Annotated in this window: 26 protein-coding genes; 6 read left to right on the top strand and 20 right to left on the bottom strand. The window is 38.4% G+C overall.

What is annotated here, in order from left to right; translation table 11 throughout:
* Positions 1–87: 87 nt before the first annotated feature.
* From pflA to RU86_RS04350, 5 genes are all read right to left on the bottom strand, one after another.
* Positions 88–870, bottom strand: coding sequence for a pyruvate formate-lyase-activating protein (gene pflA, locus RU86_RS04370; protein ID WP_096814234.1), 783 nt, complete (start codon positions 868–870; stop codon positions 88–90).
* Positions 871–1,085: 215 nt separating this feature from the next.
* On the bottom strand, positions 1,086–1,823 hold the full coding sequence (locus tag RU86_RS04365) for a response regulator transcription factor (protein ID WP_096814233.1): 738 nt from the start codon (positions 1,821–1,823) through the stop codon (positions 1,086–1,088).
* Positions 1,820–3,205, bottom strand: a complete 1,386-nt coding sequence (locus tag RU86_RS04360; protein ID WP_179296197.1) for a GHKL domain-containing protein — start codon at positions 3,203–3,205, stop codon at positions 1,820–1,822. The genes RU86_RS04365 and RU86_RS04360 overlap by 4 nt, the downstream gene beginning before the upstream one ends.
* A 386-nt stretch (positions 3,206–3,591) precedes the next feature.
* Complete coding sequence (locus RU86_RS04355) at positions 3,592–4,941, bottom strand: hemolysin family protein (protein ID WP_096814231.1); 1,350 nt, start codon at positions 4,939–4,941, stop codon at positions 3,592–3,594.
* A gap of 63 nt (positions 4,942–5,004) precedes the next feature.
* Positions 5,005–6,132 carry an AI-2E family transporter gene (locus RU86_RS04350; RefSeq protein ID WP_096814230.1) on the bottom strand — a complete coding sequence of 376 codons (1,128 nt, stop codon included), beginning with the start codon at positions 6,130–6,132 and terminating at the stop codon, positions 5,005–5,007.
* A gap of 145 nt (positions 6,133–6,277) precedes the next feature.
* Here RU86_RS04350 and RU86_RS04345 point away from each other — a divergent pair, with 145 nt between their 5' ends.
* A complete protein-coding gene (locus RU86_RS04345) occupies positions 6,278–6,715 on the top strand; it encodes a GNAT family N-acetyltransferase (protein ID WP_096814229.1) in 438 nt (145 codons plus the stop codon).
* 21 nt (positions 6,716–6,736) lie between these two features.
* Here RU86_RS04345 and rsmA read toward each other — a convergent pair whose 3' ends face one another.
* The 5 genes from rsmA to RU86_RS04320 form a co-directional block, all read right to left on the bottom strand.
* On the bottom strand, positions 6,737–7,606 hold the full coding sequence (rsmA, locus tag RU86_RS04340; protein ID WP_096814228.1) for a 16S rRNA (adenine(1518)-N(6)/adenine(1519)-N(6))-dimethyltransferase RsmA: 870 nt from the start codon (positions 7,604–7,606) through the stop codon (positions 6,737–6,739).
* The gene (gene rnmV / locus RU86_RS04335) at positions 7,606–8,169 is read right to left on the bottom strand and encodes a ribonuclease M5 (RefSeq protein WP_096814227.1); all 564 of its coding nucleotides are present in this window, start codon (positions 8,167–8,169) and stop codon (positions 7,606–7,608) included. The genes rsmA and rnmV overlap by 1 nt, the downstream gene beginning before the upstream one ends.
* Positions 8,162–8,932 (bottom strand): TatD family hydrolase, encoded by a 771-nt coding sequence (locus tag RU86_RS04330; protein ID WP_096814226.1) that lies wholly within the window; start codon positions 8,930–8,932, stop codon positions 8,162–8,164. Before RU86_RS04330 ends, rnmV begins: the two co-directional genes overlap by 8 nt.
* 291 nt (positions 8,933–9,223) lie before the next feature.
* A complete protein-coding gene (locus RU86_RS04325) occupies positions 9,224–9,439 on the bottom strand; it encodes a helix-turn-helix transcriptional regulator (protein WP_096814236.1) in 216 nt (71 codons plus the stop codon).
* Positions 9,439–9,750, bottom strand: coding sequence for a DUF6442 family protein (locus tag RU86_RS04320; protein WP_096814225.1), 312 nt, complete (start codon positions 9,748–9,750; stop codon positions 9,439–9,441). The genes RU86_RS04325 and RU86_RS04320 overlap by 1 nt, the downstream gene beginning before the upstream one ends.
* Before the next feature lie 208 nt (positions 9,751–9,958).
* Between RU86_RS04320 and RU86_RS04315 the strand changes: the two genes are divergently transcribed.
* Positions 9,959–11,764 (top strand): glycerophosphoryl diester phosphodiesterase membrane domain-containing protein, encoded by a 1,806-nt coding sequence (locus tag RU86_RS04315; protein ID WP_096814224.1) that lies wholly within the window; start codon positions 9,959–9,961, stop codon positions 11,762–11,764.
* A 128-nt stretch (positions 11,765–11,892) separates the two neighbouring features.
* Here RU86_RS04315 and RU86_RS04310 read toward each other — a convergent pair whose 3' ends face one another.
* From RU86_RS04310 to RU86_RS04300, 3 genes are all read right to left on the bottom strand, one after another.
* Positions 11,893–12,483: a DUF1349 domain-containing protein gene (locus tag RU86_RS04310; RefSeq protein ID WP_096814223.1), complete on the bottom strand. Its 591-nt coding sequence runs from the start codon at positions 12,481–12,483 to the stop codon at positions 11,893–11,895.
* 30 nt (positions 12,484–12,513) lie between these two features.
* Complete coding sequence (locus tag RU86_RS04305; RefSeq protein ID WP_179296196.1) at positions 12,514–13,152, bottom strand: GNAT family N-acetyltransferase; 639 nt, start codon at positions 13,150–13,152, stop codon at positions 12,514–12,516.
* Between the two features lie 263 nt (positions 13,153–13,415).
* Positions 13,416–14,075 carry a DUF6198 family protein gene (locus RU86_RS04300; RefSeq protein WP_096814221.1) on the bottom strand — a complete coding sequence of 220 codons (660 nt, stop codon included), beginning with the start codon at positions 14,073–14,075 and terminating at the stop codon, positions 13,416–13,418.
* Positions 14,076–14,159: 84 nt separating this feature from the next.
* Between RU86_RS04300 and RU86_RS04295 the strand changes: the two genes are divergently transcribed.
* On the top strand, positions 14,160–14,819 hold the full coding sequence (locus tag RU86_RS04295) for a cyclic nucleotide-binding domain-containing protein (protein WP_096814220.1): 660 nt from the start codon (positions 14,160–14,162) through the stop codon (positions 14,817–14,819).
* Positions 14,820–15,078: 259 nt separating this feature from the next.
* On the opposite strand, the gene RU86_RS04290 is transcribed toward RU86_RS04295, so the two are convergent.
* The 4 genes from RU86_RS04290 to mutM form a co-directional block, all read right to left on the bottom strand.
* Positions 15,079–15,600 carry an HdeD family acid-resistance protein gene (locus RU86_RS04290; protein WP_096814219.1) on the bottom strand — a complete coding sequence of 174 codons (522 nt, stop codon included), beginning with the start codon at positions 15,598–15,600 and terminating at the stop codon, positions 15,079–15,081.
* Positions 15,601–15,800: 200 nt separating this feature from the next.
* On the bottom strand, positions 15,801–16,199 hold the full coding sequence (gene spx, locus RU86_RS04285; RefSeq protein ID WP_047916282.1) for a transcriptional regulator Spx: 399 nt from the start codon (positions 16,197–16,199) through the stop codon (positions 15,801–15,803).
* A gap of 205 nt (positions 16,200–16,404) precedes the next feature.
* A complete protein-coding gene (gene recA, locus RU86_RS04280; RefSeq protein WP_096814218.1) occupies positions 16,405–17,574 on the bottom strand; it encodes a recombinase RecA in 1,170 nt (389 codons plus the stop codon).
* Between the two features lie 173 nt (positions 17,575–17,747).
* Positions 17,748–18,581: a DNA-formamidopyrimidine glycosylase gene (gene mutM / locus RU86_RS04275; RefSeq protein WP_096814217.1), complete on the bottom strand. Its 834-nt coding sequence runs from the start codon at positions 18,579–18,581 to the stop codon at positions 17,748–17,750.
* A 207-nt stretch (positions 18,582–18,788) separates the two neighbouring features.
* Here mutM and RU86_RS04270 point away from each other — a divergent pair, with 207 nt between their 5' ends.
* Positions 18,789–20,225 carry a UDP-N-acetylmuramoyl-L-alanyl-D-glutamate--L-lysine ligase gene (locus RU86_RS04270; RefSeq protein WP_096814216.1) on the top strand — a complete coding sequence of 479 codons (1,437 nt, stop codon included), beginning with the start codon at positions 18,789–18,791 and terminating at the stop codon, positions 20,223–20,225.
* A 222-nt stretch (positions 20,226–20,447) separates the two neighbouring features.
* Here the strand turns inward: RU86_RS04270 and RU86_RS04265 are convergent, their stop codons facing one another.
* Positions 20,448–22,235 carry a collagen binding domain-containing protein gene (locus RU86_RS04265; RefSeq protein ID WP_096814215.1) on the bottom strand — a complete coding sequence of 596 codons (1,788 nt, stop codon included), beginning with the start codon at positions 22,233–22,235 and terminating at the stop codon, positions 20,448–20,450.
* 173 nt (positions 22,236–22,408) lie between these two features.
* Here RU86_RS04265 and hslO point away from each other — a divergent pair, with 173 nt between their 5' ends.
* Positions 22,409–23,281: an Hsp33 family molecular chaperone HslO gene (gene hslO, locus RU86_RS04260; protein WP_096814214.1), complete on the top strand. Its 873-nt coding sequence runs from the start codon at positions 22,409–22,411 to the stop codon at positions 23,279–23,281.
* Positions 23,271–24,260 carry a tRNA dihydrouridine synthase DusB gene (gene dusB, locus RU86_RS04255; RefSeq protein WP_096814213.1) on the top strand — a complete coding sequence of 330 codons (990 nt, stop codon included), beginning with the start codon at positions 23,271–23,273 and terminating at the stop codon, positions 24,258–24,260. Before hslO ends, dusB begins: the two co-directional genes overlap by 11 nt.
* A 138-nt stretch (positions 24,261–24,398) precedes the next feature.
* Here dusB and RU86_RS04250 read toward each other — a convergent pair whose 3' ends face one another.
* Both RU86_RS04250 and RU86_RS04245 read right to left on the bottom strand, forming a co-directional pair.
* On the bottom strand, positions 24,399–25,250 hold the full coding sequence (locus RU86_RS04250) for a YitT family protein (RefSeq protein ID WP_096814212.1): 852 nt from the start codon (positions 25,248–25,250) through the stop codon (positions 24,399–24,401).
* 78 nt (positions 25,251–25,328) lie between these two features.
* Positions 25,329–26,204 carry a YitT family protein gene (locus tag RU86_RS04245; protein ID WP_096814211.1) on the bottom strand — a complete coding sequence of 292 codons (876 nt, stop codon included), beginning with the start codon at positions 26,202–26,204 and terminating at the stop codon, positions 25,329–25,331.

The following is a 26,204-nucleotide window of genomic DNA, read 5'->3' as shown; positions in this document are numbered from 1 at the left end:
TCGAAATATGCCTTTTGTCTCCAGTCTGATATGAGAATTTCTTCTCATATTTTTTTGACTTCATAATGCCAATACAATACTTTAAGACTAATTTTTCACACGTTCTAGATATTTCTGATAGTCCTCAGTATGTAAGAGGTCCTTAGCATTTGCAACACGACTAGCACTTGGTGGTTTTACCCCAACCAGTGGGTAATCCCAGCCAAGTTCACGCCATTTAAATTCTCCCATCGTATGATAAGGCAAGACTTCAAATTTTTGAACATTCGATAGTGTTTTAACATAATCACCAAGTGCAACCAAGTCTTCATCAAAATCTGTTTCACCAGGTACTAATACGTGGCGAATCCAAACTGGTGTGCCTTTATCTGATAAGTACTTCGAAAACTCAATTATCGTACTATTTTTATGGCCTGTTAAATCTCGATGGCGCATATCATTAATTTCTTTTATATCGAGCAGGACCAAATCCGTTACAGCAAGTAACCGATCAATCTCCGCAAGCGTATCCGGTTGTGTTGAGTAAGGCAGGCCACATGTATCTAGTGTACAATGAATCCCTAGCGCTTTAGCTTTAGTAAACAAGGCTGTTACAAAGGGCATTTGTAGCATGGCTTCACCACCAGAAACAGTAATCCCCCCACGACTTCCCCAGAACGACTTGAATTTAATCGCTTCTGACAAGACATCGTCAACCGTCCGTTCCTTTGACTTATCATTTGTCATCGCCCAGGTATCTGGATTGTGGCAGAATTTACAACGCATCTTACAGCCCTGCATAAAAATGACAAACCGAACGCCAGGGCCATCCACACTGCCAAAACTTTCAGTCGAATGAACAAGTCCTGTTACACTGCCTATATCTTCCATGATTATCAACACTTTCTAGTAGGGTCAGCTCATACGATGAGCTTGATTGATTGCAAAATAAGTTGTTCTTAGATAACCACAAAAAATATAAACCTATTTAAAATAGATATTTGTATCGTCATCCTAACTCTATTTTACGTTATTTTGAAAGCGTTGACAACTTTTTATGTACATCTCTCAACAAAATGATGTCCTGCTGGGTTAGTTAACCTCGTTTAACCTGTCACCCCTAACCGTTCTAATAACTTAAAACCACCTCTTGAAACGGCAATTTCAGTATCATCATCTAATAAAATTAACTTCTCTTTTTTATAGACCTTTTTAATACATGCTTTATTAACAAGATAAGAACGATGTACTCTAACTAGCCTGTCAGAAAGCATTGCAATCTCATTCATATTGCCGTACATGGTTAAGGTTTCCCCATCCATTTGTAGCAATAATTTGTGTGAGACACCTGTTGTTTCAAAATAATAAATATCAGAATAGAGCGCTTCTATCACTTTACCCGTTCTCGACCGATATGAAAAAATCTCATCTAAGGGCTTAAGTCGATTGACACCTACAAAATGATCAATATTGTCTTTAATCTTCTGGTCAAAGTCCGCTTGTGGCATTAACTTGTCAATAAAATCATGCGCATTCACTTTGTATTCATAGGTAATGGAGGCGAATTCACTGTGCGTCGTCACAAAACTGATTTGTCCGATCACGTCTTTTTGTCTGATTTTTTCAGCAATTTTAAGCCCCGCATTATGATGCATTTTGATTGCAATATCTAAAAAATACAAATTGTTTTGAGAAAGTTGTCCTATTATTGCTAAGAAATCCCTGATTTTATCATAGGTTATGACCTCGGTTATTGGGTATTTTTTTTCTTTCAAATATGTTTTGACCAGACTCTCAAGTCGAAACTGCTGGACAATCTCATCTTCTAGAATATATACTTTCATCTTATCCTCATCTCTAGTTCAATTCTATAGGTATAGCTTTTTGCTTGAATATGGTAACTTACCCAAGGGTAGGTTGCAACAATCGCAGCCAAACTCGTCAGACCATAGCCCCGATGCTTACTTTTTGTTGAATAACCTTCAGATAATAGTAACTTAGTCGGCAATTTTTCTTGACGCATCCTATTTTCAACAACGTAATACCTGGATAATCCCTTGTTAAAGATAGCTAGCTTAATGGTAGGTTTATCTATCTCTAACTCAGTCATTTCATCAATTGCATTGTCTAACATAATACCTAACAATCTCACGATATCCAATTTATCTACACGTAAAGTATCTACTCGTTCTGGGAGCTCTAGTTCAATGTTGATACCTTGCATATCAGCCTGTAGGATTTTTGCAGAAATCACACTTTTCACTTCCAAAATTTTGATATTGGCAAGTTTTGCAACCTCTTGTCTATTTTCATCAAGTATAATATTACTTTTTTCAAGTATGTCTGCATAAGTCTTTCTGATTTCACCTATCTCCTGTGTCGCAATCGTTTCACGCATCGATAGAAGAATATTGGTAAAATCATGGTGAAATGCACGAACTGACTGATAGGCTTTATCAACTTCTTGTGTATAGGTCGTGAGTCCTGAGACCATATAGTCCTTATATCTAAGTAGCTTTTGATTTTCCCATTCTTTATATTTAACATTAATTGCATACAACATAAAGATAAATAAAAAGACATAGGTGAAAATCATATACTTATCATTATCATGATTCCCATCGGTCGTCACCCGAACAATATTACTATATAAATAGAAACATAGCATCATACTATTTGATAGGACGATTAAATGATGTTGCTCTTTTTCAATATTCCGTTCATGTTCTGATCGTGTTTCTGGTACCATATACGCTACTTGTTGCATATCTATCGTCTGCTCTGAGATTAACAGATGACTTGGTCTAATGATCATATATCTCAGTAATAAGTAATAACTTGGCACCACACAAAAATAGCTCAGAACGATTTCAAAAACGATATGATTTATACGCAATAAATCACAGACAATGAAGGTAGATACCAACAGCTTAACAAAATAGGTAAAATTTAAGGTGAAAATCGTATAAAATAAACTCCTTGTTACATCTTTTTCTAGTATCCACCACAAAAATACAAGCATAAAACACAACTTTAGAAAACTCGGAATATGGTAGGCAGTTTCCACCGAGGAAACAAGTGTCAACAAAATACCAGCACCTATGTATCTTGCAAAAGCAAGGGGTTTTGGCTTATTTTTCAAGCTCGTGATTTGATAAAGTAGGTATAAATTAATACCCACATCTAAAGCAGCAAGTGGCAGACCTAAAAAAATTGTAGTTATCATACCCCACCTATTATCCATACCCTAACCCTATCTAAACCTGATCGGGTTAATCTCTTTATTTTTAATTATCTGATATTTTTATTATATAACAAATGCCTTCTAAACTGAAATAATAAGTCGCTGTCATGAATCAAATACGGTTACTTGACGCCAGCCTTGTTCAATCTACCTTAATTTTACAGAAAAAAATGCAACTTATTGTCAGCATACCCAACATGGTCAGAAATATGCCAAATATAACGTACTTCATGTATGAGTGACCATAATGTACCACTTATGATATGTGTCAGTAGCTCCCTGTAAAAAAAGCAAACAAAAAAACAAGTACCGAAGTATCAGTACTTGTTCAACATGCTTAACTATTTTTCAACACAATTTATCAAAGTTTATTTGTCAGCACTAGTTGCTTCTGCTTCTAGTTCATCTCCATGGAAGGTGACACGTAGTTTAACCAGTCTCGTCCCATCAACTTCTAAGCTGGTCAGTGTCAAATTATCTTTTTCAGTGATCACGTCATAGTCAATCTGTTCTTTTTCACCAGGAATGGCACCGATACCCGCCATAAAGTAACCTGCTATTGTATCGACATCATCTGATTCTAAATGCGTATCAAAATACTCATTAAAATCATTTAAAGTCAGGCCACCTTTAACGGCAAAGATATTTTCATTAATTTTGAAGACATCTTTTTCAGCGATATCCGACTCATCTTCAATCTCACCGACGATTTCTTCTAGGAGATCCTCAAGTGTGACAATCCCTTCAACACCACCGTACTCATTCAGTAGGATAGCCATCTGATTTTGGGTCTTCTTAAGCTCTCGCAAGAGGTCATCAACAAAAATCGTTTCTGGTACAAACAAAGGTTCTTGTATAATGTCAGCTAGATCTAATTTATCGAAGCCTTGTGCATAGCCTTTTTTCAATAAGGTTTTGGTGTGTAAAACACCTGAAATTTTATCTTTTTCACCATCATAGACTGGAATTCTACTATAGTTTTGTGCCAGAACTGCCATGATATTATCATGGACATCATCATTGACATCGATCATAAAGGCATCCGTGCGTGGCACCATGATTTCACGCGCCATCAACTCATCCAAACTAAAGACACCCGCTAGCATCTCTCGCTCATTTTGGTCTAAAGCCGTATTATCCGTATTGAGCAGATACTCAATCTCATCACGCGTCATATTCTCATTATCATCATCAAATGTCATGGGTGTTAACTTACTCAAGATATTTGTAGAGGTTGCTAACAACCAGACGAAAGGATGCATGAGGTGGCCCAGAACATTTAAGGGACCTACTGCTGCAAGGGCATATTTTTCTTTTAAGTTTTGCGCAATTCGCTTAGGATATAACTCCCCAAAAACGATCGAGATATAAGTCAAAATCGCAAGAATGATCACTGATGCTAATGTTTTCGCAGTTGGCGTACCACCTAGTACAGGTGCTAATCTTGTCGCCAGGCTATCAGCCAAGCTCGCCCCCGAAAGGATATTAATCAGCGTGATACCGATTTGAATCGTCGATAGAAAATTACTAGGCTGATTCAAAATAGCAAGTAATTTTTGATATTTCTTATCCCCTTCTTCTGCTCGTTGTTCAACACGTGAACGACTCGTTGACACTAGCGCCATCTCTGCGCCAGAGAAGAGCGCATTAATAATCGTCAACACGATCAGTAAGGCGATTTGCAATATTAAGGACTGACTATCGGGGTCAGGGTGCATGAGTTATATTCCTCCAAATTTTTTTACAGTTATTATATCAACCAATCAGATAGGTCAACACAGTTATTTTTCTATTATATCATACTTCTCTTTGCCATCGCTACCTAGTTGTACTTGTTTATGATTTTCCCATAATCGCCATAGAAATTTAACAACTTCTTTTGCAAGCGAATAAAATGGGACTGCAACCAACATACCAATTAAGCCATAAAGGCTGCCCGCAACTAACATCAGCACCATAATTGTCACTGGATGCACCTCGATAGCAGAGCCAACAACTTTTGGATAGATGATGTTGCCATCAATTTGTTGTAAAGTCAATACAATCAAGGCTGCAATCAAAGCTCTTACTGGGTCTGTAAAACCGATCGAGAATAAAACGGGGATCAAACCGATGTATGGACCTAAATAAGGAATTAAGTTAGTAATTGCTGAAAAGGCTGCGAATAAGAAGGCATAGGGGACACCAATGATGAGATAGGCGATAAATACCGTTACAAAGATAAATAAGCAGTCGATGGCAGCACCACTAATATATTTTGAAATGGTTGCATTCATATCATCTAGCAGGGACACAATATTCAGCCTATCCCGTTTCAATAGTGTCTTCTTCAAGAATGGCAGCATATTCTTGCCATCTTTTAGCATATAAAATAGCAAGATAGGGACTAAGCTCAGGATCATGACCACTTTAAAAATGGCATTCACAACATTTGACAAGCTAAAGGTAACACCAGATAATAGGTTTTGTAGAATATCCATATAGCTGATATTTGCCTTATTAATTAATGCCTTGAAATCAATCTCTTTAAAAGCAGGATTTGCCGATAGTTTATCTACCCATTTTTGCAATTCAGGGACAATCGACCCTGAGGCAATAATCAGATCAGATAACTGTGTAATGACCCGGGGTACCAAGGATATCACTGTGTAGGTCAAAAGACCAATCAGTAATACGAAGACAAGCACAATCCCCCAAATGCGAGGTAACTTAATTTTTTCCTCTAAAAACATCACTAACGGATTAAAGACATAGTATAAAAAGCCTGCAATAATAAAGGGCAGAAATACAAGTGAAAATAAGGTGGTCACAGGCTTGAAGACAAATCCGATATGCGTTGATATCCAGATCACCCCAAGGACGGCGAACAGTTCTATCGTCCAGAAAAATAATTTTGAGTTTTTAAACATATCGATCCCTTTGATATTTTCGTTTTATTTGTTATAATATTCCTAATTATAGCAGATTTTTTAGACAAATGCGGCTTTCCAGCGATTAAGTCAAAAAATTTTAAATCTACTAGCCACCTACACGCACACCCCTAAGGAAAATCATATGACAATCAAACATACTCGCGATAACTTATCCCCCGTCTATCACCAATCCTTGAGCATCCGACATGCCGTCTTTGTCAAGGAACAACAAGTCCCACTGACACTTGAAATAGATCAAAACGAAGCTTACTGCATCCATTTCGTCTTATTTGATGATGCGGATACACCGGTCGCTACCTTACGGATTTTACCAGATAAATCTGGTAAACAAGCACTCATTCAACGTGTTGCAACCCTGAAACCTTATAGAGGAAAGGGCTATGCTTTTGACCTCATGACAAAAGCATTAGCGTTCTTAAAAACACAACAGATCGAATTGGCCGAGCTTCATGCCCAGCTTGAAGCCATTCCTTTTTATGAAAAACTTGGCTTTACATCCTTTGGTGACGAATTTTTAGATGCTGATATCAAGCATCTAGCCATGAAAAAAACAGTATGACGACAGCGCGTCATGCTGTTTTTATTTTAAGGGTAAAAGCGCTTCAGATAGTTTAGCAAATTCTGGAATTGAGAGGGCCTCACCACGAATTTGTGGTGAAATTTCTGCTATCTCAAGTGAGTTTGTCAGTTGCGCGCGAACTTCTTCTGTCTTACCAAAGACAGCTTGCAGATTATTCCAAAGTGTTTTTCGTCTATGCGCAAAGGCTAACTTTGATACTTTGAAAAAGAAATCTTCATCCGTAACTGCCACTAAAGGTGACGCACGGCGCGTCATTTTTAAAATCGCAGAATCTACATTTGGTGCTGGTACAAAGACAGTTTTAGGAACGATGAAGGCAACTTGCGCTGTCATATAGTATTGTACAGCGATACTCAAGCTACCATAAGCCTTGGTGTTGGGTTCAGCTGAAATACGATCCGCAACCTCTTTTTGCATCATGACAATAAATTCACTAAAGGGAATCTTACTCTCAATCAGATGCATCAAAATAGGCGTTGTGATATAGTAAGGCAGATTTGCCACGATTTTTATCGGTAAAGTTGGATTCTTAAACTGGGCAATATGTGTCTTTAAATCAGCTTTTAAGATGTCTTCATTTATGATCGTCACATTATCAAAATCTCTTAAGGTATCCGCTAAAATAGGGATCAAGCGATCATCGATTTCAAATGCCATTACTTCTGCAGCATTTTCTGCAATAAACTCCGTCAATGCCCCAATACCTGGACCGATTTCGATGACATTGACCTCACGATCAATTTCTGCTGTATCCACTATTTTTTGTAGAATATTTGTGTCTGTTAAAAAGTTTTGACCAAGACTTTTCTTAAATGAAAAGCCATGACGGTCTAAAATCGCTTTTGTCACGCGATAATCTGCTATATGCATTAAAATTTCTCCATTATTTCTTCAACTTCTGCTAATGTGATCCCGAATAGGCTTAACCGTTTTAATTGTTGCTTGGCATTGCTATAGCCGATTCTAAGTGCTTCACCTAAATATTCACGGCGAATTCTGCTATCTGTATGCCCAATCAACCCTAAACGAATCAAATCAGCATGGCAAATATCAAATTCAGATGCATCCTCAAAATTTGAGGTTAGGTTACGCAGCGCTTTTTCTAAATCAGCTGCACTTGCATGTTCCACACCAAGAGAACGGCCTTTGGTCTTCGATTTCGGTGCTGCCTCATCTCTGTTTAGAAAGGCATGTTTGACCGTTGGAATAGCAGTCATGATGATGCGACGAATCCGCTCACCACTATGATCTGGGTCTGTGAACACAATAACGCCACGTAGTTCATTTAACCGATCAATCCGCTCTAAATCATCATCTGAAATAGCCGATCCTTGCGTCTCATAGGTATCAACATCATAATACTGTTTGAGGTTGGCTGTATCATCCTTACCTTCAACCACAACAACTTCTGCGATTTTTTGTTTATTAGTCATGAATATCAAACACTTTCAAGGCATTTTGGTAGGTTACATCCGCGACTTCATCGCTAGAAATCCCACGAAGTTCAGCTATTTTTTCAACAACAAATTTAGTGTAAGCCGGCGTATTCTCACGCCCTCTAAAAGGCATCGGAGCTAAATAAGGTGCATCTGTTTCTACTAATAGTTTATCCAACGGCAACAGTTTAGCTGCTTCCTGGAGCTCCAGAGATTTTTTAAAGGTGACCACACCTGAAAAGGAAATCAACATGCCTAAGTCGATGAACTTCATGGCATCCTGGTAGCTTCCTGAAAAAGAATGCATGATCCCACCACGTGGGCCAACACCCTCTGATTTGATAATCTCATAAGTGTCTGCCAATGCATCACGCGTATGCACCATAAAAGGTAAGTTATGCGTTTTTGATAGCTGAATCTGCTTGCGAAAAACAGATTCTTGCACCGCTTTCTCATCTGACATCCAGTGATAATCTAAGCCAATCTCACCTAAAGCAATCACTTTGGGATCACCTAGATGACTGACCAGCATCTTTTCTATTTCAGGCGTATAGGAACCTGCCTCAGTCGGGTGCCAGCCAATCGTTGCGTATAAGTTGTCAAATTCAGCAGCTAATGCCAAACTTTTTTCAATCGTTGGCCTATCAAATCCGACAATATTGAGTTTTGTCACACCAAATTCGCGTGCTTTCTCAATCTCTTGTGCTTCACGTCCTGTGAAATTTTCGGCATTCAGGTGTGTATGTGTATCAAATATCATTTAAACCTCTTTTTACTCTTCCTCATGTAAGTATTGACTATCTAATAGTATAACATTTATTTCCACCCCGTTTCCGCTTTGCATGCAAGAAATTTGTCAAATGCTGTGGCGGTTAGACATACTCATTAATCCGTTTAGCTCTTGAGCTATTCTCAATAATTTTTTGTGCTTCAAACTTGAATCAAATCCCTAATTTTCAGTGACACTATTATGCTATCCTGCTTTTGTAGACTAACTATCGTAACAAAGCAAAAATACCAACAAAAGCGATTATGCTGTCGGTATTATTGCTTAGTCTTCAAAATAGAATAAGGTTTCAAATGTTACATCTAATGCGATGCAAAGCAGTAAGGCTAATTTAGCAGAGGGAATATATTCATAGGTTTCGATATTACTAATCGTTTGTCTCGACACACCAACCAGTTTGGCAAGCTGACTCTGATTGAGTTTTTTTTCAGCACGTGCAACTTTCAATCTATTCTTTAGCTCAAGTTTATCTTTGTGCATCATTTTAAAATGACGCTCATCAGTGTCCAACCAGTGGTTAAGACAGCAACCACTAAAATGGCACTGACGCCTAAACTAATCATTGATTTTTTCCTTTTAAAGGCATAGACTTCATGTCCCAAGGCTAATAAATACACCATGAAAAACAAGTCAGTTGTTGCTTGTTTGTGAATTAATCTGATCGCAAAAATGAACACCCAAGCGGCCAAAAGCATGATGTAGTGTACGCTCGATATATTTTTCAACTCATATAATCTGCCTTCATCTAGGTTTTCCTGCTGTGCCATTTCTAAAATTTTTTTATGATTCATGTCATCCTCCATCTGATAACAGTATATCATTTGACAAGCTAACTTGTCAATAATATAAGTTAACTTGTCATAGAAATAGTGCAGTCATTCATCAAAATAATAATAACAATGACATCTCCCCTGTATAGCGGTATAATAAAGTATCATTGCGCCAAAATTCAAGGCGTTTTTATGTGATGCCGACAGGTATCATCAGTAGGGAGTAGTTATGACCAACTTAGGCACAAACTTTAGGAAAGCTTTTAGATTTATCAGAACAACAAGACACTATTACCGTGATGTCTTATTAATGCACGTTTTTTTATTATTCATCTTAACACCATCACTTTCACAACTCACAAAACTTTTGCTTAATCAGGGGGGAATCAACTATATTTCCTATGATAACATCGGCAATATCCTGCGTCACCATTCAGTCATATTTGCTAGCCTCATTTTTATGCTTTTACTTCTGCTAGTCTCCGTTTATTTTGAATTTACTTTCTTACTCTTAACTGTTTATTTTATTGAACAAAAACAGCAAGTTGTACTGAAAGACTTACTCAAAGGCACATTCCTTCAAATCAAAAAAATAAAAGGCGGTGCACTTGCCTTTTTCCTCTTCTATTTCTTTTTAGTGTTACCTGTGATTGGCATGAGTTTTAACTCCGCTCTCCTTGCAAAATTCAGAATACCTGTTTTTATTTTAGACGTCATTTTTGAATACAGACGCTTGTACATCGCACTCTTTATTTTAGTTTATCTATTACTCATTTATCTAGCAATACGCTTTATTTTTACACTACCTGAAATGATTCTGCATGATCAGCCCTTTAAGCATGCGATAGCCCTTAGTTGGCAAAGGACCAAAAGAGATGTATTCAAGATTCTTTTTCAATTCTTGGTAGTCTCAGTGACCCTCACACTAATGATGGGCTTATCTCAAGGGCTACTGCTTTTGATACAACACGGCATAGAAGTCTTGCTACCTCACTTTAGTTTTGTGTCTGCCATTATCATCATGACCCTGCTTCAAATCCTTTGGCTAGTTAACATTGTGCTCTCTACAGTTAGTATTTTTTTCATTACTGTAGACTATATGAAAGAAGGCAATTTTTTACTTGATCGGTTAAGTTGGTTCATACCAACCCATCGTCCTACGCCTTCTCTCAATAAAAAAAGACTTAAGGATGTCATGATAGGCATTCTGATACTACTTGTTATCTCTTTTGTTACCCAAGCTAATGTCGCCTTTCTTTCAAATCCTAGGGCTGCAAGGCCAGTTGGCGTTTCCCATCGAGGCGTCGACAATAAAAATGGTGTCCAAAATACGATTGCCTCACTCAAGAAAACCAGTCAAACCACACATCCTAAATTCGTTGAGATGGATATTCAAGAAACCAAAGACCATCAATTTGTCGTCTATCATGACTATAACCTCAAAGCATTGACTGGCGTTAATGAAAAGCCTAATCAGCTCACACTCAGCCAACTGACAAAGCTAACGATTCATGAAAATAAACAGACTGCGACTATTGTTTCATTTGATGACTACTTGGCAGCTGCACAAAAACTCAATCAAAAACTGATGATTGAAATCAAACCAAACAAGGATGATAGTCCTGAAATGCTCACCAATTTTCTAAACAAGTATCAAGACAAGATATTGAAATCAGGCCATGTCATCCAATCCCTTTCTTATGACATTATTGAAAAGATAAAGGAACTTTCTCCAACTGTCACCGCAGGCTATATTATGCCGTTTAGCTTAGTTGGTCCCCCAACAGGAAAAATGGATTTCTTAACCATCGAATATACAACGCTAAATGCTAAATTTATTGACTCAGCTCATGCTCAGGGAAAGCAAGTATTCGCCTGGACACCTAATGACGAGGATACCATGTCTAGAATGCAGTTTTATGGCGTAGATGGGATTATAACCGATCAGATGCAGGTCCTTAATCATACTTTTAAAGGGACTACACGTCTCAATTATTCTGACCAGCTGTTCTTTTTTACAATAGGTATCGGATAACTTAATTTCAAGCCTATTACTTATCAGATCAGCATTTATCTACTATCATAAAAAATCCTGTAGGGCGTATTCGGCCTACAGGATTTTTTTATGTATTGTACCAATCGTCACATCCCCATACATCACGATTAGCTATGAGGGGGCCATTTACAATCTGTTATCGATAGTGCTTCAAAAGTGGCTGTAAATGATGAATTTTCTGGGCTACAGGCATAGATACCAAAGGATATCGTTGCATCCCCTTGATTCAGATGACAAATCCGCATTTGCTTAAATAGCACGCCATCAAAACTATAGTCGATACAGTAATCACTATGTCTTCTACTCAGTCGATACCAAACTTCTCTATGATCAGTCGAGATGTCAGTCGTCGCCCAATCTGAAAACCCTTGATTTGTGACGACACTACCTAATCTTTGAAAGATGTCATTTTCATATTCAACTGACGCCTTTAACCAATTCTCTGAGTCTAAGTAGATGACAATGCCACATTGATCAAATCGGTGTGAACTATCAAATGTCGTCTTCACCACAAATGAGAAAAATGGGTCATCTGTCTTCGTCTGTAACACAGGGGCATTATCGTTTTGGAACCCATAGTAAGTCCTTTGCCATAAATCCGTAAATGGTTCTGTTATGATCTCAATTTTATCATCTTCAATCACAACTTGTCCTGGTTCTCTTGTCCAAAACAAGTCTGCATCTGTAAATTTTTCCATCTCACCCTCCCAAATGACAACTTATACCAGCTAAGTTCTATCCGCGACAATATGTTTTTGATAGCTCCAATTGAATAAGACTTTATCACGTCGATGAATCTCACCTGCATGAAACTCAATGAACCCATTCTTTTTATAAAATCGGCGATTCACTTCTGAATTTGTGATAAATGTCAACGTACCACCACCTTGATTCGCGATATAAGGTATGACAAATTCATTTAGCATTTTACCGCCTACACCCTGCCCCTGAGCGTTATTTGAAACAGCAAACAGTTCTAAAAACCAAGCATCGGGATAGGTGCTATGACAAACTGAGTTGCTTTCTTCTAGTAGGCCTAAGAAACCAGCTGTATCTTTGATGCCACCATGACGTAATAACGTGAGCCCACCAGCAAGTATATAATCAATCAAGTTGACTTTAGGGGCTTTGGGTGGTACTAGTATGGCTACTGAACAAATGACATCATCAATCAAGCCGACTAAAATAGGATAGCCTTTACGCATTGATGTTACCACACATAACTCTTGAATCACACGAACAAATTTTTGTCGTTTCTCTTCTTGATCTACATATAGTTTATAATAAGCATAATCCATAAAAGAGGCTGTTAACAGCGCAACAATCGCTGCTTGCTCAGTTCGTTTTGCTTCTCTATACACAATCATTCTACACGCCTCCTGGATGATGCTTAGCATGGCACCATGTATCTGCCTATCTGACTATCTAGCGAAACGACACGCGCATCTCTCAATAATTTAGAGATCGGCATCACACAGCTACTGCCTATATCATACTAAAAAAAAAGTCGAGTGACAACTTTTATGCTAAGTAAGTCCTGTAGGTTGGGGGGGGCCTATAACAGAGGAAAGCTAGCAGGTATTCATGTATTTTTAACCTCTATCGCCAACATGTAACATCAGCTAGACCATTAACTTTTTTTGGTAAATCTGCTTATCAACTTCATGTACAAACCTTTCACTGATAAGTTCTTCGATAGATTAATCATGTAAGAAAGCAGAACGAGACTGATTATCGTCCCCTCACGCACAAATAGTGGTAGGTGAAATAGACTGGTCAACCCTAGAGAACCTATAACGCAAAGCACATCAATACTATAGCGATAAACTGAAAATTTCTGATGCGTCATCTCACTTAAGAGCAAACAAAAGTGTTCAATTGGGAAGCGTAACGTTTTTAATCTCAATACTTGGCCTGTCCCAAATCCTGCGATAATAACGCCAGCAATAAATAGCAGCATACGCATCCCATAAGTGCTTATGAATAGGCCTGAAAACATATAGTAAACAAAAAAATTAACAACTGTGCCAAAGAGAATGAGGGCCAGCACGATTACAAGATAATCTTTTACTTTTCTATGCTTATCTAACAGCCAGCAAGCCAATAAAAATAGTAAATTAATGAAAATCGTGATAGTACCCACTTTCATCGTTAGTTCTTGAGCTATTGCTAGATTTAAAGCATTGAAACTACTAACACCTATTTTGGAAATAATCGTTAAGCTAATGCCAAAGGCACTGATGAGATAAAAGATAATTGAATAAAAAAATTGGGTTTGTTTTACAGTCATTATGATACTTCCTTATTGGTTTTTCTATATTATATGCTATAATAAAATCAAAAAATATGAGATTTAGCACATATAGGAAAACCCATGAAAAAAATAAAATTTAATCAGGAAACAGCTGCTAACATGTATAACACGGCGTTACCTTTTGACCAGAATATCTTGTCCATCAGTTATCTGATGACATATGGTAATAAAGAATGGATACAGCATGCCTCTAGTTCAATCGACTACTTATACCTGTTGCTAGATGGCAAGGCAAAACTAGTGAAAGGTGAAGAAAACGGCAAGCAAGCGATTCTACAATTTCTATACCCTGGGGATTTTATAGGTGAGTTAACCTTAGTTGGTGCAGAAAAAACGACGAAAGATATCATTTCTATAGGTAATAGTGTCTGCTTAGCGATCCCAATGTTTTATGCTGAGAAGCACTTGTTAGATGATAATGCTTTCTTACGCATGATCAGCCAATATACAGGTAAAAAATTACTAGAGCGAACAGAACGCGCCATACACAGCCAGTTATACGAATTTAAATATCGATTAGCAGAACTACTATTAATCATCACTGTTGACGATCACTATCAAGAAAAGCACACAGAGATGGCTGAGTATTTAGGGGTTAGTTATCGACATCTACTCTATACATTTCAACACTTTCGGGATCAAGGGTTAATTGACAAAGGAAAAAAAATTAAAATAAACCGAACAAAATTAAGCCATTTTCTAGAAGAGCGGATGCAGTAAGCAATAGATGTATGAGATTCCCGCCAACTTAATAGCCTATGTTGCCCTAAACAAGGTATTTAATGCAAACACATTAAGCAGCTAATTTGATAGCCTAAATACGCAAGACTGTTAAAATAGGGTACATTAGATAAGAAAAAAAGCAAGTACCGAGGTACTTGCTGATACGTTAGCACATAAGCAGCATGATTTTAAAACGTGCTACTACCATACAAACTGTAAGACTAGGCATTAAATAGTGGCTACCTTCCAAATGATACTAGAAAGATGTGACAATAAAATCAATACCTGAAGTTAAGAAATATAGGCCAACTAGAAAACTGATTGTCAAAGCAGAAACAATTGGATTGAATAACATCATAATCCCTAAAATTAGGCCTAAAACATTCATAACTACTTTAAACCAATAATAACTCGTACTGACTGTTTTGAAAACATCAGCTATGATTAATTCACCAATTGAGTCAATGATAAACCAAATCGCAAATATGTAGGGTAATGCAAGCACACCGAAACTCATATTGAATAACAGAAACAACCCGATCAGAATATCTAAAATTCCTAATACTAAAATAGAATTTGCCTTATGCCCAGTGTACTCATTCAATCGACGACGGAAAGCCAGTTGAATAATACCTTCGAAAATAGCAGAAATTGCGAAAATAAGAACGATTGCGACCAAACTCTTCATAGGATTTAAAAATGAGATTATCCCTGTAAGTAATAGTACTAATCCTAGAATAAAATAAACGACATTAAACTTGTTTTTAGATGTCAACATAAAGACACCCCTTTCTTTTTAGTGAACCTAGTCTTCAAAGAGACAGTATAGCCCTTTATTGTATAAAGTGCAAACTTAAAGAGAAGTGACGCATCAAATTTGTGTGACTCCCCTTATTCAAGTATCAATATTTTGCATGCACATAGACTTGAGTATGTACAAAAAAACCGGCCATCAACTGGTCGGTTTTTATCAATACATCAGATGGCATCGCGTAAGCGTAAGCCGTCATTTTCAAGGACACGAACATTACGTGGGAGAAAGGCACGGATTTCTTCTTCATTATAGCCAATATGTAGTCGCTTATCATCCAATATAATTGGGCGACGCAAAATCTGTGGATTTTGAGATATAATCGAAACAGCCTCAGAAAGAGACAATTCTTCAAAATCGACATTCAATGACTTAACAAACCGATTTCGGTTAGAAATCAAAGATTCAATGCCATCATCACATTTTTCTAGAATGTGCTTGACTTCATCAGTAGATAAAGGGCTCGACATAATGTTTCTCTCATCATATGAGATGTCATGAACTGCTAACCATTGTTTCGCTTTTTTGCAACTGGTACATGATGGAGCCGTGTAAATTGTTATCATATATTGCCTCCGTGCTGATAATGCTAACGCGTATCAAGTTATACCCAGTCAACCATCCAATTTCATTTTAGTTGATCAAGTTAATTATATGTTACCAATTATAGCACAGTTTGTCATCAGTCAAAAGACCTATTCCGTACAAAATCACATTTTTTACGGAATTGTTACTCATTTTTCATATTTAAGTTGCATTTTGGTGAGCAATTTATTCTTCTATCTCTATCGTATCTAACTCTAGTGATACAAGCTCTGGCTCTGAAACTTTAGCTTTTTCTTTAGTCGCCTTTGCTGCAGGTTTTTCGTTTGATTTATCTGAGGCTGCTGCTTCAGGAATCAAGCCAAAGTGTTTCCGAACTTTATGGTCTATCTCCTGGAATACTTCAGGATGCTCTTTTAAGTATAATTTAGCTTTTTCAGACCCTTGTCCAATTTTTTCATCATTATAAGCAAACCAAGCACCAGATTTTTTGATAATGTCTAAATCAGTTGCAATTTTGACAAGTTCTCCTGTTTGTGAAATCCCCTCACCAAACATAATCTCAACTTCTGCCACTTTAAATGGTGGGGCAACTTTGTTTTTGACAACCTTAATCTTAGTTTCTTTACCCATTGCTGTATCTTTATCTTCACCGGTTCCTTTAATCTGTGTATTACCACGGACATCTAGACGAACTGAGGCATAAAACTTCAAGGCACGACCACCAGGTGTTGTTTCTGGACTACCAAACATAACACCAACTTTTTCACGCAATTGGTTGATGAAAATCGCGATTGTTTTTGTTTTATTGATAGATGATGAGAGTTTACGCATGGCTTGAGACATCATACGCGCTTGCAGTCCGACGTGAGAATCACCGATTTCACCATCAATTTCGGCACGTGGTACAAGTGCAGCTACTGAGTCAATAACCACTAAATCGATCGCACCTGAATCAATCAGTTTACCAGCGATTTCAAGACCTTGCTCCCCAGAGTCTGGTTGAGATAGTAATAACTCATCTATGTTAACGCCAAGTGCTGCTGCATAGGCTGGATCAAGTGCATGCTCTGCATCGATAAATGCGGCAATCCCACCTTCTTTTTGTGCTTGTGCAACCGCATGAAGCGCAACAGTTGTTTTACCTGAAGATTCAGGGCCATAGATCTCAATGATCCGTCCTTTAGGATAGCCACCAACACCCAAGGCAATGTCAAGAGCCAATGACCCTGAACTCATGACTTGTACTTTTTGCTCTGCTTTATCTCCAAGACGCATCAATGCGCCTTTTCCGAAATCTTTCTCAATAATTTTAAGTGCGTCATTGAGTGCTTTTTCACGCTCATCACCGAATTTTTTAGTAATATCATCTAGATTTTTTTTAACTTTTTTTGCCAATGTTTATCTCCTCTAAAGTAGTGAACCTATCGCTAAAACTCATCGCGAACAGGGATTGCTTTTAACGACTAGCAAGGCTGTTTTCAAGAATTTATCGCAAGTCCATAGTATCTTATTATACCATTTTTCTGTCTATTTTTATATACGTATAACCGATATCAATTGCGCAACTCTCACCCTTTTTTTAGGTGTTGACAGTGTGGACAAAAGTGCGTGCCGCGCCCCGCAAGTTTATATTTTTCGATTGGTCTACCACATCTTTGACAAGGCTGATCTTTCTTTGCGTACACTTTCAGACTGTCTTGCATGGTACCAGCCATCCCCAAAGCATTTTTATAGCTCCGAATAGTAGACCCGCCTCGCTTGACACCCTCGTCTAATACTGAAATGATGGCCTGTCTCAAATCTGCAATTTGTCTCTTTGATAAATTCCTCGCAATTTCTGATGGATGGATTTTAGACAACCATAGCACCTCATCAACATAGATATTGCCTAGTCCTGCTACTAAGGTTTGGTCTAGTAAATACGGTTTAATTTTTTTTGTACTCTTGACAAGCTTTTCTTGAAAAGGTGCTAAGGTAAACTCTGATGCTATTGGTTCTGGCCCAATTTTTTTACCCCTGAAAAAAGCAAGCAGCTTGCCCTGATCAACCAGCTCCATCGTACCAAATTTTCTAACATCTTGATAGACTAAGGTCTGACCATTTGATAGCGCGAAAAAAGCATGAAAATGTTTATGATCAGGTACTGCTTCACTAGGGAACAGCTGGTACTTGCCTTCCATCCTCAGATGACTGATCAATGTCTTATCCCCTAGCTCAAACAACAAGTACTTGCCACGACGGCTAACAGTCAAAATCGTCTTGCCTGGTAGATAAGCTAAAAATTCTGATAGCTCCGACTGGATCATCCGGTTATAGTTAAGCTCAACAGAGATTATCTTTTGACCACTAACAAGTTTATTAAGCCCGCGACGTACGGTTTCTACTTCTGGTAATTCTGGCATATAAGTTACTCCTCATTAATCAGTTTACCAAAAATATGCCGATGGCAAGGCAATTTTGTCTTGATAGACTGACATAATACCAAAGCATCTGTTCACATCAATAGCCAGTAGATGGGATACTAATTTTAACTAACTTACATTTCAGCAATGGTATGCGTTATCTTGTTCTCAAGCACCATGACTATTCAGGTATGATATAATGGAGCTATGATAACTTTGAAAACTGTTGTAACTATCCTGAAAAATGATCATAATTTCCGCGATATCCTGATAGATGGCACTTATTTTAACACTGAACAGACTGATTTTATTTTTGATAGCCTTTCATATGATAGCCGAGAGGTCGCTTCAAAGACCCTTTTTTTCGCCAAAGGTAGCCAATTTAAACGCGCATTCTTAGCTGATTTAGCCATTCCCTTTTATATTTCTGAGACAGACTATGAAGTTGGCATCCCTGCGATTATTGTCAATGATGTCAAACATGCCATGAGTTTGATCGCCATGGCCTTCTACGGTAACCCCCAAGATGACCTTAAAACATTGGCATTCACAGGAACAAAGGGCAAGACGACTGCAGCTTATTTTGCCAAAAATATTCTAGATGTGCATAATAACCATAAGACCGCCATGTTTTCAACGATGGATACAACACTAGATGGCAAAACCTTTTTCAAGTCACAACTAACAACACCTGAAAGCATCGACCTGTTTCGCATGATGCGCGAAGCCGTTCGTAACGGTATGACACACCTGGTCATGGAGGTCTCTTCTCAGGCCTATAAAACAGCTCGAGTCTATGGCTTGACCTTCGATGTTGGTGTCTTCCTAAATATCTCTCCCGATCACATCGGACCGATCGAGCACCCGACGTTTGAAGATTACTTCTACTGCAAGCGCCAATTACTCGCAAATTCACGGTTTGCTGTTGTCAATGCTGAAATGGATCACTTCGATTTTATCAAGTCTGAGTTAACTTGTGATCATGCATTTTATGGCGACAATTCTACCCACCCAATCACCCAATCTAAGGCCTTCAGTTTCCAAGCACTAGACCAAATATTTGATATCCAGCTGATTGGCCACTTCAACCAAGAGAACGCTGTAGCAGCTGCACTCTCTGCCCTACAACTAGGAGCTGAGATGTCCGATATCAAGAAAGGTATTGCCAAAACAACGGTACCAGGCCGTATGGAAGTGATCAAGCAAGCAAATGGTGCCAAAGTTTTTGTAGATTATGCCCATAATGCAGATAGCCTAGACAAACTAATTAATGTCGTGCTCCCACATCAAACCGGTCAAGTCACAGTCATCATCGGGACGACTGGTAATAAAGGCGAAAGCCGTAGACAAGGGATAGGGGAGCTTTTAAATGGCTTGCCGAATCTCAATGTCATTTTAACAGCAGATGATCCAAACTTTGAGGACCCGGCAGCTATTGCTAAAGAAATTGCGAGTTTTATCGACCGTGATATCTCGATTATTATCGACCGTGAAGTCGCAATTCAAACTGCCTTGCAGCAAACATCTGGTCCTAATGATGCCGTTATCATAGCTGGCAAAGGGGTCGATGCTTATCAGATAGTGAATGGCGTTCACACCCCTTATGCAGGTGATAAGAAAATTGCTGAAAAGTACTTATCATGACAAGACGTACAAGATAATGCCTGATTAAACGATGAATTACAAGATACGATATTAAGTAGCAACCCATAAAGGGTTGCTATTTTTAATTTCTTTTATAATGAATGAATGCATCCACCCGATCACATTTTACACCCCTAGATTATGCGTTACAAAAAAATGCTTAGTCGCTTTATTGCTTACTAAACATTTTCTTGACTGACTCATAAAAATCAGATAACTTTATTAGTTAGATTTTTTTCTTTCAAAATAGACGTAACCTATTGTTAAGATCATGATAATTCCTAGAACAATAGCTAACATTCCTTTTTCTTCTCCCGTTGCCGGTAATGCTACGCTAGGATCAGCTGGCGTTTTTGTCGCTGGGGCAACTGGCGTTGGTAAATCTGGATTAACTGCGGGTGTGGGTAGGTAACTATTGTTAAAAGTTTGATTGCCATCATAAGTCACCACGGCTAATAATTGATTATGTTCCAATGTAACAACCACTGTTGCCTTAATACTATGGTCGTCATAAGTCATGCCAGACGCATTACCCTTTACTTCATTTATCGTGTATTGGTAAGTACCTGGTTGACTATAGTTGATGCTGTCAAAACTAATTGCACCTTGACTATCATTTGACTTTGTTTGCAACACATTGCCGTCTACATCTCGCAATTCAAAACTAAAAGCATCAGCTGTCAGTATTTTTCCTGTCAATACTTTTTTTGCGCTCAACTTGGCAGAGACATCCGGTATTACTGGTAAATCAGTATATGTATTGGTGATATCATATCCCACTATATCGGACGTATAGCCATTTACAGGAACTTCTTTAACCGAGTATTGATAGGTCTGATTATTTGTATCAAATTTTGGCCGTGCATTAAACTTGTACATCCAGTTATCAGATGCTGTAACAACTTTTGCATCTATCTTTTCATTATTTTGATACAGTTCAACTGTAATCGCATCTGGTCTTGCATTTTGAGAATTATTATCGTCTATCCATGTTTTCTTACCGGCTACGGAAACAGTCATATCTCCTCCGCCACCGCCACCACTATTTGGTGTATAAACATCAACAAGTCTGCTCTCAATATTGTCACCAGATAAAGTTCCTGAGTTTTGGTAGTTTAAGGCATAGCCACCATCAGTTGCTCGCGTATCATAGTCAAGATAAACACAATCTGTTAAGTCTTCAAATTTAACCGAAAAATGCGACTTATCAGCCTCTGTTATACTTTCACTAGAGATATAAGTACCTGGTACAGCATTCCAATTACTATCAAAAGAAGCGACATGGTAGCCTGAAATTGAATCCGTCACTAGTTCTTGATTGGGACCAACATTATCTGTATAAACAGCATTTTTGATTGCTGTTTTGGAATAATTCACTCTAACAGTCCAATGAATCAGGCTTGGATCATTTGCATCTACACTTCCCCATTTATGGAGACCCTCATCATCATCTGGCTTGCCATTACCACTTGGATTGATAAAAATAATTGACTCACCAACCGTTCCCCAGTTTAGAGAGACATCGGTATCTTCCTTGACTTTTGTCTTATCCCAATGTACCCACATATCAAAGTGTCCTTCGATATCGTGTGATCCGGATGCCGCAGCTACTTCTGTAAAAGTAATCGTAACGATGCCAGTATTATGGTTTGCAAATGCATTCCCAATTACGTTACCGCTACTATCCTTAATAGCAAAAGTCAAATCAGCTTGTAAAGTCAAGACCTCTGGATTTTTGATGGTCATTGTATCTCCGGATTGAATACCGGTACCTGCTTTGATAAGAAACTCCCAATGTGTTTCCATATCATCATAAATGCCAAAATCTGTCTTAGGATTATGATTTTTGTCTCTCAATTCAGCTTTTGTAACAAATTGATCTCCCCAATCCTTAGTATTTGATGTCGCCGCATCTACTATAGCACTTACATTCATTGCTGAGAATAAAACAATGCCTAACAGTAGCCATGTTTTAGCCTTAAGACTAATCTTCTTTAATTTTCTTAACATATTTTTCCTTTTCTAACGCCTTAATCTATAAATAATACCATTGCTTAAACTACCTTAATGGATTATACACGACAAAACATACGATGTCAAAAATTTTTTACTGAACAAAATTTAGTCTATTTTGTCAGTCAATGCTTCTGCAGTTCAAGCACTTTTATGATAAAATGGAGGCTATGGATAAGATTATCAAGACACTATCAAATGATGGTTATTTTAGAGCCTATGCACTGGATGCAACACAAACAGTAGCTGAGGCACAAACACGACATAAAACCTGGTCTAGTTCAACCGTTGCACTGGGTCGTACCTTGATTGCTGCGCAAATATTAGGTGCCAATCAAAAAGGAGATGACACGATTACTGTACGTGTCCAAAGTAACGGGGCAATTACGATGATGATAGCCGTTGCGGATACACGTGGTAATGTCAAAGGCTATATTAAAGAACCAAATGTTGACTACAAACGCGGGTCAACTGGCGAAGTTTTAGTTGGTGATGTCGTCGGTCAAGGCTGGTTTTCGGTTGTCAAAGACATGGGGCTTAAAACCCCTTATACTGGTCAAACACCCTTAATTTCTGGAGAAATCGGGGAAGACTTGGCCTATTATCTAACGACGTCTGAACAGACACCCTCAGCTATCGGCCTTAACGTTTTATTAAATGAAGATGAAACGGTCAAAGTAGCAGGTGGCTTTTTAGTACAAGTCATGCCTGATGCACCTGATGCTGAAATAGCAGCACTTGAAGCTAGAATTCAAGCCATGCCGGCTATCTCTAACCTCTTATGCTCTCATGACCATTCTAAAGCAATCTTAGATGCTATCTATGGACAAGACCAGTACAAGATACTTGAAGAATCTGCCCTAGCTTTCCACTGCGACTGCTCAAGAGACCGTTTTTCTGATGGCATCAAAAGTCTCGGTAAAACTGAAATAGAAAGTTTAATCACTGAAAATCATGGTGCTGAAATTATTTGTCAGTTCTGCGAGACAGTCTATGATTTTTCTGAAAATAATTTGAAAGAACTGATAAAAAATGACGAATAACTATACGACGCCCTGGAAAATTGGCGATGTCGACATAAACAAAAGAATCGTGCTAGCACCTATGGCTGGCATTTCAAATAAAGCATTTTTGAGCTTAGCAAAAGAGTTTGGAGCTGGGCTGGTCGTAACTGAGATGATTTCTGACAAAGGAATTGAGCATCGCAATACCAAAACCTTGTCTATGCTTGATTTTGATGGCATACCAAATCCATTATCCATTCAAATTTTTGGTGGTGATGCTACTACCTTGGTCGAGGCTGCTAAATTTGTCGAGGCACATACGACTGCTGATATCATTGATATCAACATGGGCTGCCCCGTGCCAAAAGTGACAAAAAACGAATCCGGATCGCGCTTACTCCTTGATCCAAATAAGATTTATGATGTCGTGTCTGCTGTCGCATCTGCCATTGACCTCCCAGTAACGGTTAAAATGCGAACGGGTTGGGATAATGATCATCTCTTCCCTGTGGAGAATGCCTTAGCAGCCGAAAAAGCTGGTGCTGGTGCGGTTGCCATGCATGGACGAACTCGTGCGCAAATGTATGAAGGCCATGCTGATTGGGATATTCTAGCAAAAGTTGCAAGTCACATGACCATTCCTTTTATCGGTAACGGTGATGTGAAGACACCTGCAGATGCCAAAAGAATGTTAGACGAAACTGGGGTCGATGCCGTGATGATTGGCAGAGCAGCCTTGGGCAATCCTTGGATGCTGAAGCGAACAACTCATTTTCTTGAAACTGGCGAGGAAATGCCCGAACCGACAGTTTTTGAAAAAATTGAGACTGCTAAAGTCCATTTGACACGTTTAGCCTTACTAAAAGGTGATGAAAATGGCGCGCGTGAGTTTCGCCAGCATGCTGCCTATTATTTAAAAGGTGCACCTCGTGCAGCAAAAGTGAAGCAAGCCATTAATCAGGCGAATAACTCTCTTGACATGTTTGGTATATTTGATACCTATTTAGAAAACCTTTGATCTAGCAATCAACGGTTTTTTTATTTATTTTTGAACACACTAAAAGCCTCTCGTTAGTCATACGCGAGGCTTTTAAATGTCCTATATCATGTGATCAATTTATAGCACCTATCATCTTAAAAATAGGATTGGCTACACTCATTCAGAAGTAAACCCACTACCAATTACCTCATGAACATTGATAATCGAGACAAAAGCATCTGGATCAATCTCTGATAAGATAGCTTTGACAGCAAGTACTTGCGTTGGACTTAGCACAACATAAATCACTTTTTTATCTTGGCCTGAATAGACCCCTTCTGCCTTAAGATAAGTCGCACCCCGGTCAACTTCTGCCATGATTTTACTAGCGATAATTTCGTGATGCTCACTGATGATCAGCATGCCGCGGACGGTATAGCCACCATTTTGGACAACAGCAACTACTTGACTAAAGACAAAACTTGCGATGACCGTATACATCATATGCTGAATATCGATATAACTCAAAGATAAAGTCAAAATCAGAATGTCAAGCATAAACAAGGTTTGACCTATTGCAATCCCTTTTTTCTGTTCAACATAGCGGCCGATGATATCACCCCCACCCGTCGTTCCACCAAAACGAAATACCAGTCCGCCACCAATCCCTGCAAAGATACCTGCCAGTAAGGCCGCAATCAGCATATCATGGCTGATATCGATCGAAAAGGTAATCCTCTGAAATAACCAGATGAAGACAGACAAACACACAGTCCCATGTATGGTATAGATCATGCCTCGCTTACCAAATATTTTAATACCCAATACAAACAAGGGTAGATTGAGTATAATTTGTGAATAGGCCGGATTGATATTAAATAGCGCATGACCAATCAAAGTCAAACCACTGACCCCACCTTCTGCCAGATGGTTAGCCATATTAAAGTTAACAAAGCCAAAGGCATAAATTGCTGTCCCTAGCGCAATCATTATGAAATTTATTGGATGAAACTTAGTTTCTTTTACCATCCTACTTCTCCATCTATCTTTCCAAAAAATAAGATCGTGATCGACTATCACAATCTTATTGAAACCTTGTCTATTTAGTTAAGTTTCATCTTCGACAAAACGGCCTAAAACCTTAACATTTTCAGCAATTGACACGAAGGCAGCAGGATCTACTATTTTCATAATATGCTTAAACTCTTGATATTCAGCCTGAGTAATAATCGTGATTAACAGCGTCATATTGATATGTGAATAACCACCTTCTGCAGAATGGACAACTGTAACGCCACGATGTAGCACCTCGTGAAGGGCTTGTGTAACAGCCTCAGGATTTTTCGTAATAATCGTCGCTTGCATTTTTCTTTGCTTGGTATAAATCGCATCGGTTACACGACTAGAAACAAATATCGTTAATAGCGAGTAGAACATGTATTGCCAACCAAATAATATACCTGCTACCAGGACGATGATCCCATTAAAAACTAAGCTGATATTACCAACTTGACGACCTGTTTTCTTGCGGATATACAGACTCAAAATATCTGTGCCACCACTTGAAATACCACTACGTAAGGCGTACCCAATACCGGCACCCATAACAGCACCACCAAAAATCGCATTGATAATCGGGTCTGTTGCCAGGGTATACTGTGGAATAATATGGATGAAGACAGAGCTTAACGTGACTGTCAACACCGTATAAAGTGTAAACTGTTTACCAATCTTGAACCACGCTAAAATCAACAAGGGAAGATTGAGTAAATACAAGGTGATCGACACAGGTAAATTTTGCCCAATTACTCTGACTGATAGGGTCGTAAATATTTGTGCTAACCCTGTAATGCCGCTTGAATAGACGTGACCTGGTTGGAAAAACAAGTTTAAGGCAATCGCTGACAAGATAGCGTAAACAACGGATGCTGACAATTTTTGCATCAACTTTTCGAAGGATAAATTTTTTAACACGTTAATCAT

Origin of the sequence: Pseudolactococcus piscium (assembly GCF_002441695.1) — a bacterium.
In the GTDB taxonomy this organism is placed as follows: Bacteria; Bacillota; Bacilli; order Lactobacillales; family Streptococcaceae; genus Pseudolactococcus; species Pseudolactococcus piscium.
The sequence above is the reverse complement of the archived record's forward strand: the minus strand, read 5'-3'. Positions and strand labels throughout refer to the sequence as shown.